Origin of the sequence: Cytobacillus stercorigallinarum, from assembly GCF_014836495.1 — a bacterium.
In the GTDB taxonomy this organism is placed as follows: Bacteria; Bacillota; Bacilli; order Bacillales; family Cytobacillaceae; genus Cytobacillus; species Cytobacillus stercorigallinarum.
This window is the reverse complement of record NZ_JACSQT010000011.1, coordinates 67,173-78,826: the sequence shown is the minus strand read 5'-3', so window position 1 is coordinate 78,826 and position 11,654 is coordinate 67,173. Positions and strand designations below refer to the sequence as shown.

Annotated in this window: 11 protein-coding genes; 3 read left to right on the top strand and 8 right to left on the bottom strand. The window is 38.8% G+C overall.

What is annotated here, in order from left to right:
* Nucleotides 1–25: 25 nt before the first annotated feature.
* Nucleotides 26–1,165 carry an endonuclease gene (locus H9655_RS18470; protein WP_191816726.1) on the bottom strand — a complete coding sequence of 380 codons (1,140 nt, stop codon included), beginning with the start codon at nucleotides 1,163–1,165 and terminating at the stop codon, nucleotides 26–28.
* A gap of 362 nt (nucleotides 1,166–1,527) precedes the next feature.
* On the opposite strand from H9655_RS18470, the gene H9655_RS18465 reads away from it, so the two are divergent.
* Nucleotides 1,528–1,887 (top strand): n-acetylglutamate synthase, encoded by a 360-nt coding sequence (locus H9655_RS18465; RefSeq protein WP_191816725.1) that lies wholly within the window; start codon nucleotides 1,528–1,530, stop codon nucleotides 1,885–1,887.
* Between the two features lie 79 nt (nucleotides 1,888–1,966).
* Here the strand turns inward: H9655_RS18465 and H9655_RS18460 are convergent, their stop codons facing one another.
* The 7 genes from H9655_RS18460 to H9655_RS18430 all read right to left on the bottom strand — a co-directional run bounded on the left by H9655_RS18460 (nucleotide 1,967) and on the right by H9655_RS18430 (nucleotide 8,955).
* Nucleotides 1,967–2,749, bottom strand: coding sequence for a cytochrome c oxidase assembly protein (locus H9655_RS18460; RefSeq protein ID WP_191816724.1), 783 nt, complete (start codon nucleotides 2,747–2,749; stop codon nucleotides 1,967–1,969).
* 19 nt (nucleotides 2,750–2,768) lie between these two features.
* Nucleotides 2,769–3,245 (bottom strand): DUF2243 domain-containing protein, encoded by a 477-nt coding sequence (locus H9655_RS18455; protein WP_404826115.1) that lies wholly within the window; start codon nucleotides 3,243–3,245, stop codon nucleotides 2,769–2,771.
* Between the two features lie 216 nt (nucleotides 3,246–3,461).
* The gene (gene uraH, locus H9655_RS18450) at nucleotides 3,462–3,821 is read right to left on the bottom strand and encodes a hydroxyisourate hydrolase (protein WP_191816722.1); all 360 of its coding nucleotides are present in this window, start codon (nucleotides 3,819–3,821) and stop codon (nucleotides 3,462–3,464) included.
* A gap of 48 nt (nucleotides 3,822–3,869) precedes the next feature.
* Nucleotides 3,870–5,330, bottom strand: a complete 1,461-nt coding sequence (locus H9655_RS18445; RefSeq protein ID WP_191816721.1) for an NAD(P)-binding domain-containing protein — start codon at nucleotides 5,328–5,330, stop codon at nucleotides 3,870–3,872.
* 20 nt (nucleotides 5,331–5,350) lie between these two features.
* Nucleotides 5,351–5,866, bottom strand: a complete 516-nt coding sequence (gene uraD, locus H9655_RS18440; protein WP_191816720.1) for a 2-oxo-4-hydroxy-4-carboxy-5-ureidoimidazoline decarboxylase — start codon at nucleotides 5,864–5,866, stop codon at nucleotides 5,351–5,353.
* Nucleotides 5,867–5,882: 16 nt separating this feature from the next.
* Nucleotides 5,883–7,208 (bottom strand): nucleobase:cation symporter-2 family protein, encoded by a 1,326-nt coding sequence (locus H9655_RS18435; protein ID WP_225230746.1) that lies wholly within the window; start codon nucleotides 7,206–7,208, stop codon nucleotides 5,883–5,885.
* Nucleotides 7,209–7,353: 145 nt separating this feature from the next.
* The gene (locus H9655_RS18430) at nucleotides 7,354–8,955 is read right to left on the bottom strand and encodes a PucR family transcriptional regulator (RefSeq protein WP_191816719.1); all 1,602 of its coding nucleotides are present in this window, start codon (nucleotides 8,953–8,955) and stop codon (nucleotides 7,354–7,356) included.
* Between the two features lie 179 nt (nucleotides 8,956–9,134).
* Here H9655_RS18430 and allC point away from each other — a divergent pair, with 179 nt between their 5' ends.
* Together allC and H9655_RS18420 are read left to right on the top strand one after the other, a co-directional pair.
* The gene (gene allC, locus H9655_RS18425) at nucleotides 9,135–10,388 is read left to right on the top strand and encodes an allantoate deiminase (protein WP_191816718.1); all 1,254 of its coding nucleotides are present in this window, start codon (nucleotides 9,135–9,137) and stop codon (nucleotides 10,386–10,388) included.
* A gap of 15 nt (nucleotides 10,389–10,403) precedes the next feature.
* Nucleotides 10,404–11,654, top strand: a complete 1,251-nt coding sequence (locus H9655_RS18420; protein WP_191816717.1) for a pyridoxal-phosphate-dependent aminotransferase family protein — start codon at nucleotides 10,404–10,406, stop codon at nucleotides 11,652–11,654.

Here is an 11,654-nt window from a genome sequence, read left to right as displayed (position 1 = left end):
TGAAGACTGCTTTCCTTTACCTAAATTAATTCCAAATTTCTTCAACCCATTCAGGATGATCGATAAATGGATTGCGATTATGTTGATAGTCATGATAGATAATGTCATTTCTTTGGCGTTCTAAGTCATCTACAGGGTCTAAGTTATGCCACTCAATTAAGGTTGAGCGTTTGCCATGATAAGGAGCTGAACCGTTGCTTACTCGATCGTTCACCTCTAAATCCAGTTCACCACTGTCGCCTTCGTAACGGACATCCATATAGAAAATCATTCTTGCGACATCCCCTTTTACTTCATCACGTGGTTCCCAAGAATCGTTATCTGTATAGGTATCAGGTGCTTCACCTTGTGGAGAGCCACCATTATCAAAATCTTTATTACCACGTGCGCCATTTACTGATACATCTGTTGGGCGTAGATGATGTAGGTCTGTTCCAGGGCCCATAGAAGTTCCGAAATCACCATGCGATTTAGCCCACACATGTTCTCTGTTCCATTGATCTGGATTACCACCGTTCGTTGATTTACTTTGTGATCTGCCTGTGTATAGAAGGATGACGTTATTCGTATTATTTGGATCTTCATCCGTTTCCTTTAATGCTTCCCAAACGGCACTATAGGAAATTTCGGTATGATCATCAATGATATTGTGTAACGCAGTTTTTAATGCTTCGCCAGTTTTTCCAGTAGCAGAATCATAATAAGAACCAGGGGCATTATTTTCCTCATCAGGTCCTTCAGGTTCCTCTTCTTTAGATTGCTTAATCATTTCAGCTGTGTTTTTTAATCCAGGATGTGAATAGTACGCTGTGAGATTACCAGTGACTGTTATTTTTTCACCAAGTAATTCGGGGTTGCTCTTAAGACCGAACTGTGTGCGGAATTGAGAAGGAATCTGAACATAAAGCATATTAGCTGTATTTGTTTCTGTGCGAGAATCCGCAAGAGCTAAGGAGTAATCATCTGGATAGTTGCTCGTAATCACTGTGTTGGCTGAGGTAGGCTTCCCTACTATATAGCCTTCCACCGATTGTATAGAGTTATTTTGCCTGTCGATGGCTTGTGATATTGGCAAGGTAGCAGCAGATGTTTGCGAAGAATCGAATGATACGGTAGAAAAGAAAACGAGAAAAGCGACAATAGATAACTTCAAGAATCTACGCATACTAATCCTCCTTTAATTTTTTTATGGTATTCTGATTCATCTTACCATTTTCCTGTTAAAATATTTTTAATAATAAGTAAATTTTAGGGGCGTGGATAAAGATAAGAAAATCTACTCGGCTTAATTACAGGAGAATAGAACGGGTTTAGAGGGAATTTATGGTGAAAATAGGTTGTAAGGAGGGGGAGAGTCTAACGAAAGTATCTCTTAGTTCTTTCCCTCATTATTAGTGCTTCTGAAAATATTAAATACAAATCAAAACAAGAGTTAAAAGAAACAGGTTGAAGTAATCAACTGCTTTAGAGGGAGATAAAAGCTTCTGCACAGGGGTGGAGATTAAAAAATGAGAGTGAGGAATCAAATTGATTAATTATAACGGGAAGAAATTTGTATCAATAGAGAATACAAATAATGGCGAAGTCTCTGATCAAACGTTTTTTGAGTATAGTCAAGAGGGAAATATCATATCTGCTAGCTATTATGGTGGACAAATTAGAAAAGGAACATTAATTGGCATTGTAAAAGAGGATGGTTCTTTATTGTTTAACTATAATCATGTAAATATCAAAGATGAATTAAGAGGTGGTACTTGTTTTTCGACGCCTGAATGCCTTTCAGATGGGCGAATGAGATTACATGAACAATGGCAATGGAACGATGCAGATCAAACCGAAGGGCACTCGATTATTGAGGAAATGAAAAAAGAATCGAAAGCGTATTAATAGAAAGGCTAGTGGGTGCTGCTTTAAGTTTAATTTTCACCATTACTGCAAAAGTGTCCACTAGCTATTCTCAATATGATTACACAGAATGAGGTTGATACCTTTTAGGTTTTGTCACTTTAAACCATTGATAACAAAAAATAATAATAATCACAAGGTCAACAACATCGCCTCCATAATACATAATCATGCTTCCTTTTTCAGCTTCCATTTTCTCTACACTTGAAGGAGGATAACCATAGAAAGATTTGGCTAGAATCTGATGCCCAGCGAGAGCTAAAATAAGGATAATGGCTCGGAATTGAAAACTATAACCTTGGTGAAGCTTATCAATATAGATGATTGATGCTGTAAAAAAATAACCAGCTAAGAAGATATGTGCATGAATGACGATATACAACAGCATGGAATGATGCATCAGTGTGAACAACTCTGTTCGATATAATAACCATAATCCACCAATATTTAACACAGTAGTAAATAGCGGGTTCAATAAAAGGTGAAATGGTCTCTTTTTTAAGGTAGTAGTCACTTTTCTAGCAGTTTTTATAGGTAATGAGCGTAGTAGGAGCGTGACTGGTTTTGCTAATACCATGAAAAGTGGGCCAATCATGCCTAAAAGTAAATGGGCAACCATATGGACACTGAAAAATTGGTGTGAAGCCTCTGCTAAAGGACCAGCAACTGCTAATAGACAAAGGACATTTCCACTAATCCAGCATGCGGTGTAATACCATGGCCACTGACGATAAGATTGATTAGATTTGATGACAGCGATTCCATAGAGAATGATCAAAAGAAAAAAAGGAATCGCTAAAATAAATGAAACACTGTTTATGTCTAAGTGTTGGTGAGCAGGCATAGTATCCCCCCTTTTAGCTTTACTTGCTTTGTGAGTGACTCGTTTTTCGGATGATAATGATTCCGATAATCGTAATCAGTGCAGCAGTGATATTCCATACCAAATCATAAGGTAGCAAATCAACTCCATAGCGTATTTGATGTAATTTAAACACTTTATGTTGGATTAAACCATCATATAAATTAAATAAACCAATACCTAATAAAACCCCGCCAATCCATCTTTTTTTCCACCAAGAATTTCTTCTGCGCAAGTCAGCCACCATAAACAGACTTGCTACTGTAGCGAACCAGCTAAATGCATGGAATAACCCATCAGAAAGTAGTCCGATTTTTGTTGTGGATTGATCATAAAAATGATGCCAACTTAATAATTGATGAAATACCATCTCATCAATAAATGCAACCAAACCAAGTCCGAAGAGGATACCTGAGATGAGATTGTATGTTGAGTGCTTGGTTATGTTTTTTTGGTAATCCTTATGTTCGCCTTTGATTGGACTATCGATAAGTATCAGCTCATTTCTGTAAGGTATTTCCTCTATTTTTCCCGAGTGTTTAAACTCTAAACATATATAGGAGTGTAAGTTAATAAATGAATTTGAAATTGATTCGATATTCATAGGGTTCATTGGATGAGTTTGTGAAATAAAAGGAACCTAACTACACTCAGGGCAGTTAGGTGTTTTATCGTAGCTCTGAAACTTTCATTACTAGCTTCCTCGATATACTTGGTATCCCCAAGGTGAAATGAGAAGGGGGACGTGATAATCCTTGTCTATATTTGACACTCCGAAACGAACAGGGACTGTCTCTAAGAATGGTGGGTCGGGGAGGGGGGTCTCTTTTTCACGGAAATACTCCCCGATATGGAAGATGAGTTCATAGTGTCCTATTTTCATTTCTTCTCTAGTAAGCAATGGAGCATCTAAGCGACCGTCTGAATTGGTTTTTACTACTTTTAACTTTTTCCAATTATTGCAATTTGCTTCTTGTATGAAAAGCTCTATTATTACATTGCATGCTGGTGTACCATGGGTTAAATCCAATATATGTGTTGTTAGTCCTGTCATTTTAAACTCCTTAATGATAGTAGAATGATGCTCTGCACAATTATCATTTTAATTTTCGATAGCTGATATCGTGTTACTTTGTCTAGTTTGAGGGTTGATTGGCCACGTTCCTGTAAATTCAGTCACATGATAATCAAAGTAATCTTGTAAAATTTCCTCTTTGTGATCTTGAAAAAGTTCATCTGCAACTGCCTTAGCCAGTCGCGGTAAGCCAAATTTCATCCCAGAAAGAGCAGCGGCAGTAATACCACAGCTGATTAAAGCAGAATAATTAAATGTATAAAGGCCATGAAGATATTTTTCTCCTTCCTTATCGCGACTCGTAAAGGAGTAACCTGTGCTTAAATAAGGATGTGCATCTAGAAGTGGGCTGGCACTGTTCTTTGGAGGGTGGTATATATCCTTCCAACGGGCAATATATTTTTCGACTAATTTCAGCTCTGGTCTTAATGCAGGGTCAGTGAACAGTCCTGTGCTAATAATGAGATAATCAAATGAGAAGGAGGCATGAGGGGTTTGGACTGTCACCTGATTATTTGCTTGCCTTACTTCTTGCCAAGGTGAATCTAAATGAAGGTTAAAACCTGGCCAAGCAGAAGCGCGATTAAAGGTATCGTTCGTCGGTGGTTGATTATTTTGAAAGAAATGAGTCATGACCGTATATTTATCCACATCTGATAAAGAGTGATATCTTTCTATCATACCTGAGGCTTCCATTTGCCGTATGGGATTGATTCTAGGCATTTCTTTGCGCCGAACAAAAACATGCGCCTCTGCTACGCCTGAACTAAGGGCATAATTGGCATTATCGAATGCGGAGGCGCCACCGCCTAAAATAGCGATTTTTTTATTTTTTAATGAGTGAAAATCGATATGTTCGGAAGTGTGGGCATAGAAATTTTTCGGTAGATTTTCAGAGACGAGTGGTGGTACATGCCATTCCCCGCCGCCCTGAATACCTGTCGCTAAAATAACTTTGCGTGCAAGTAGGGGTGCTGTAGGTTCGTCTGATTGGTTGATATGGAGTCGATGTAAACCATCTTCAATAGGTTCTACGAGATGCAATTTGACATCGTTTCTGACCGGTAAACGAAGAACTTTTCGATACCATCTGAGGTAATTCATCCAATCCTGACGTGGTATTTTATCCACTTGATCCCAGCCCTTTTTGCCTGTTTGGGCTTCCCACCAAGCACGAAAGGTGAGGGAAGGAAGGCCCAAATCAATAGAGGTGATATGCTTCGGTGTTCTGAGAGTAACCATTCTTGCATAAGTCTCCCATGGTCCTTCGTAGCCTTCGTGATTCTCATCGATAATGAGGAAGTTCGTAATTTTTTCTCGTAAAAGAGCAAATCCAGCACCTAAACCGCTTTGCCCACCTCCGACAATGACGACATCATATACATGTCTCTTCATATGTTTAGTTTGCGGTATCCATGTATCCGTATAGTTTATGTTCAAATAAGAAAGGTCCCTTTGTACTCTCTCATTTAAGCTTTCTATGCTCATTGCTTTTCATCCCCTTCTGTCTAGTTTGTTGTGATTGAATCTTTAATAATGATTTCTTCAAGTCGTAATAAGGCGATTTGGTAGATTTCTGTTAAGGCTTGATGAAACTCTTCTTCTTTTTCATTTTTGATTCTCTCTACCATTGAGTGATAAATTTCATCCTTGTTTTTCCCGCGAACAGCTAATATAAATGGGAATCCGAATTTGTCCAAATAAGATTGATTCATAGAAATAAATTGTTTATATTCCTTTTCCGTGAGCTGATTTAAACCAGCGTTCTTTTGTTCGTTAACGGAATTTTCGCTCATTTTAATGCGATCCCCTAAGTTTGGATGCTCTTTAATAAGGGCAAGTTTTTCTTGATTTGTCGTTTCTTTGACTATGTGAACCATCGTTTGATAGAGGTGATTAAATGATGAAAATGGTCTTGCCATGAGCGCTTTTTCAGCGACCCATGGGGAATGCTCGAACACACCTCCAAATAATTGGATAAATGATGCATCGCTGATTTTATTAATTTCTTGAAGTGTATACATGATTGAAAACTCCCTTCTATGAGCTTTTTAATTGGGCTTCCATTCTCGCCTCTTTCAACGGCGGTGCTTCTTTTGTTTTTCTCTTTGTTAAAAGAAGGTTTAAGATAATGGCTGCTAGGCTGCCGGTAATAATCCCATCGCCGACGATAATGCGAAGTGTTTCAGGTAAATGGGCGAATAATTCGGGAACAACGGATGCTCCTAGTCCTAGTGAGATCGAGCAAGCCATAATGAGTTGATTGTTATTGTGCGTAAAATCGACTTTCTGAAGCATGCGCATGCCAGAAGTGACGACCATTCCAAACATGACTACAGTGGCACCGCCGAAAACGGCGGGAGGAATGAGTGTAGCTAAAGTTGAGATTTTCGGAACTAAGCCTAGTACAATCAAAATAAAGCCAGCAGCAATCGTAACTTTATTTGACCTTACTCCAGATAATTGGACAAGTCCGACATTTTGAGCAAATGTACTATAAGGGAAGGCGTTGAAAATCCCACCTAAAGTAAAGGCCATTCCTTCAGCTCGGTATCCACGAGCAAGATCTTTTTCTTTTAACTCTTTATGATCCATTTTTCCAAGGGCAAGAAAAGCACCAGTGGATTCGACAAGAATGACTGTACCTACTAAGATCATTGTTAAAATAGGAACAATTTCAAACGTAGGGTATCCGAAATGAAAAGGGGCAGGAAAGTGTAACCAAGAAGCTTCTTGAACGGATTGTATATCTACCTTTCCCATTAGTGCCGCGATGAGTGTACCAACGATCATCCCAATTAAAACAGAGATTGCACGTAAGAACCCTTTAAAGAAGCGGTTCATTAGTAAAATAATTGCGAGAACACCAAAGGAGAGCAATAAGTTTTCGGCTGAGCCAAAATCAGGATTATTCGCTCCGCCGCCCATATTTTTAATTCCTGTAGGGATGAGTGATAGACCAATAATAATGACGACGGTACCAGTTACGATGGGAGGAAATAATTTTACAAGCTTGCCGTATATATTTGAAAAGAAAATAATGAACAATCCTGTTATAATAATCGCTCCATATATGGCTGATATCCCGTAATTACTACCGATTGTAATCATGGGAGATACGGCTACGAATGAAGTACCCATGACAATAGGGAGGCCTGTTCCAAAGTATTTATTTTTGACAGATTGAAACAATGTAGCAATCCCGCAAGTTAACAAATCAATAGAAATGAGAAAGGCTTGTTGTTCTGGGGAGAAACCTAAAGCGCCGCCAACTAAGATTGGTACTAAAATGGCACCAGCGTACATAGCAAGGACATGCTGTAATCCTAATGAGAATGTTTTTGATGGATGAATGTATTCTCCCAAAGTGAACCCTCCTGTTTATAATGTTAAGAAACATAACATTGAATGTTGTTATATTTAACATAATAAACAATTTTCTGATTATTGTCATTGTTCAATATGCCTAAAAATGACTAACTTATTTGTGTAAGGTGCATGGTTGGGTTGTTTAAGTATCTAATAATTTTTTCATCCGTAATGCTGTACGTAATTGTAGGGTTGTTTCTGGATCTTTTAAATCTTTACCGAGAATTTCTTCACATTTATCTATTCTGTAGACAACTGTATTCCTGTGGACAAATAATCTTTTCGCGGTTTCGGAGATTTGACAATGCGTTTCTAGATAGACAGAAAGTGTTTGTAGTAATGATTCTTTTTCCTCTGGTTTAATCGATAAGAAACCTTTAAATGTATGGGTGTAAAAATGACTCAATTCTTTTTCGGGAATAAGGCGGAGCAATTCTAATAGATCCCTTGTTTGAAATGATTGAATAAAGTTGGTTCGTTTTGAGAGTGCTCCTTGAGAAAGAGATTCACTTGCCTCGTGATAGGCTGCTCTTACTTGGACAAAGGAATGAATCACATTACTTATGCCGAAAGAAAGGGTTTGATTAAAGCGGTTTGTCATCCGTAGTTGGATGTCTTTTAGTATCTTCATATAAGATAACCCTTGATGGGCTTCAAAGAGCAAGATACATTCATCACTTTTAGTAAAGAAATGAATGTTGACAGCGGTTTGCTGTATCACTTCCTCTAAGTATTCAAATATATAATCAGATTTTTGTTGGCGCTGTGTGAAACTATCGTGTGAATCTGCTTGATCGACCTTTCCGACAGCACAAATATAGTCACAATCATTTTGAAGAGAGAACTCTTTGGCACGATTAATAATTTCGTCTTGTGACTTAAAGGTCCCATCCAAGAAGTGGAGAAAAAAATCGTTGCGAATAGCTTTTGCGTGTGTATTCAGTGCATGCTCTTTCATCAGGGCAAAGGAGAGCACATTTGTCGCTTGTTCAATCGTTAATGTATGGAGGTGATTCTCATGAGGGATTTCTCCTTCTATAATTAAAAAAACCCGCTTTTTTTCGCTCATGTTGATAGGAAATAGATGATAAGTTTTTTTGGAAACACGTAGTGAAAAAGAAATAGCCATATGGCTGGAAGGTGAAAACCGGTTACTTTCTCTCTCGATATCTTCTCTTATTACGCCTAATTCTAGTTGGGGATGTCGACCAGAGATCGAATGAAGATGCTGATCAACTAAATGAACAGAACAATCAATTATCATGCTTAATTCTTGCATCAATGTTTCGATGCCTTTTCCATGAAGAATGATATTTGTAAAATGTTTATGTGTTTCTAAAGCAGCAGCTAATTCATTTGCGCGGCTATCTAAAATAACTCTTAATGTATGGTTGACAACCTCTCCAAGTGATAAAGCGAGTGGCAGTTCGATAATAGGGAAACTTAAATCATTTGCAAGCTTCAATGCAGATGGAGGAACGGAGTCTAAGAACCTTTTTGTTTTTATCCCAAGTGCGGCACAGCCTTGATTAGCCATCGCTTGTATTAATTCATTTAGTAAATGTGGTTGGTCTTTTAAATGATAAGCTGTTGTCACTAAAAATTCATGGCGATTCAAAAAGGGAATAATATCAGGTGCATCCATCATATTAACGGTATGTACCTCACGTTTGATCCCGCTTTCTCCAGCTACAATTCTCATCCCTTTTAATGAAGGGGAAGAGAGTAATTTAGAAACCTTCATGTGGCTGACTCCTTTCGTTTGCATCCTCTTTTTTTATATAGATTAGTTAATGTGCACAAAATTGTATGAAAATTTGTACACTTTTGCTGATGAAGTTTCAATGTTTAATAAGTAAAATTGATTTATATAACATAATTATGTAAGAAAATATTCCATAAGTAAAGAGGGGAGTGAAAGGATTGGCCATTCATGTGAAAGAATTTCATGATACAAATAAGGAAAATATAGCAGAAATGATTGAATGGCTTTCATCATTTGGCAAAACAACCAATGAAGGCGTTACGAGATTACTCTACTCTAAAGCTTGGTGTGAAGCGCAATCAGCTTTGAAAAATAAAATGAAGGCAATCGGGTTAGATGCTTATTTTGATTGTGTTGGTAATTTATTTGGCCGGCTGCAGGGAACAGATGAAGATCATGCAGTCATATTGACAGGTTCCCATATTGATACGGTTATTGACGGCGGAAAGTATGACGGTGCTTACGGTATTGTCGCCAGCCTGCTTGCGGTGTCGAGGCTCTATGCCTCTTTTGGCAAGCCCCAAAAAACGATTGAAGTCGTCTCGTTCTGTGAAGAAGAAGGGAGTCGGTTCCCATTAACCTTTTGGGGGTCAAGAAATATTACGGGCATGTACGATATGGGTCATATTAGAGGTTTAGTCGATGCAAATGGTATTTCTTTTATAGATGCGATGAAGGAGGCGGGCTTCGGTACAGAAAAATTTATTCAACCAATTAGAAGTGATATTGCAAGATTTATAGAGGTTCATATCGAACAAGGGATGGAACTAGAGAGAAATCAAAATGCGGTTGGTATTGTCACACATATTGTTGGACAGCGACGTTACAATATACGAATAAAAGGAGAAAGCAATCACGCAGGCACAACACCAATGACCCTTCGCAAGGATGCGGTTGTGACAGCCTCAAAACTTATTTCTTTCTTAACGGAAAAAGCAGAAAGTATCGACTCACAGTTAGTAGCTACAGTGGGAAAAATTGAAGCGCAACCGAATGTACCAAATGTTGTGGCAGGAGAAGTCGAGTTTAGCTTAGATATTCGTCACCATAAACAGCATGTATTGGATGAATATTGTATGTCCGTGTTTTCTTATTTTGAAGAGGTGGCTAAGGCTAATGATCTGATTATCGACTGGAAACAATGGATGAATGTAAAACCTGTCGCAATGGACGCCGTGATGCAAAGTAAAATCAAGGCGTTAGCGGAACAAAAGCAAATTTCTTTCCAAGATATCGTTAGTGGCGCCGGTCATGATGCGCAAGTTTTTGCTAGTACACTTCCTACTAATCTTATTTTTGTCCCAAGCAAAGGGGGCATTAGTCATAACCCGCAAGAGTTTACGAGCTCAGAAGATTTGGAAGTAGGAGTAAAACTGTTAACAGATGTTTTATATCAATTAGCTTATGAGTAGAAGGAGTGAATATATATGGTATTTGATGGCTTGAATACACCTAGTCGTACGATTATGACACCAGGTCCAGTTGAGGTAGATCCTCGTGTGTTGAGAGCGATGAGTACACCTATAGTAGGACAGTTCGATCCAGCTTTTACAAAGTTGATGAATGAAGTCATGGAAATGATTCGTCAAGTCTTTCAAACAAAGAACCGTTGGGCCTTTCCGATAGATGGTACTTCAAGAGCAGGCAACGAAGCGCTCTTAGCAAGTATTATTGAACCTGGTGATAAAGTGTTTGTTCCGATTTATGGGCGCTTCGGGCATTTACTTGTGGAGATTTGTGAAAGGTACGGTGCTGATGTCTATTCGATCCAATGTCCTTGGGGAGAGGTATTTGACACAGATGTAGTCATTGCAGAAATGGAAAAAATCTCACCTAAAGTGGTCGCTATTGTCCATGGTGAAACATCTACAGGGAGAATGCAACCTCTAGAAAAAATCGGAAAGGCTTGTAGAGAACAGGATGCGATTCTCATCGTAGATGCAGTCGCATCTATTGGTGGCGTAGAGGTAAAGACAGATGAGTGGTTTATAGATGGGCTAATAGGGGGAACGCAAAAATGTTTATCCGTTCCTGCTGGGATGGCTCCCATTACATTTAACGGGCGGATTGAGAAGCTTATATTAGAGCGGAAAAAGGTAGAGGCAGGTATTGCAACTGCAGAAGATGAGCAGTATCAACGTAGTCGAATGGCAATTGCAAGTAATTATTTTGATCTCGCCATGCTGATGGATTATTGGAGCCCAAGGAGATTGAATCATCATACAGAAGCGACATCGATGGTTTATGCCCTCTATGAAGGGTTGCGTCTTGTGCTAGAAGAGGGGTTAAAGCCTCGTTTTATCCGCCATCTCCTTCATGAAAAAGCTTTGGTAACAGGTATTCAAGCAATGGGGTTAAAGCTATATGGTGATTCTGAACATAAGCTTCCATGTGTGACATGTATAGAAATCCCTGCTGGTGTTGATGGTGAATCCGTACGGAAAATGTTGCTTAAGGAGTTTAGTATAGAAATTGCTTCCTCTTTTGGGCCATTACAAGGGAAGATTTGGCGTATTGGTACGATGGGATATAGTTGTCGAAAAGAAAATGTGCTTGCTGTTCTCGGCGGATTGGAAGCTGTTCTTATACGCCACCAAGTCCAAGTAAACCGAGGGGAAGCACTGCAGGCAGCGCTTGACATATACGCTGCTGAGGAAACTTCTATGACTATCCTTTAA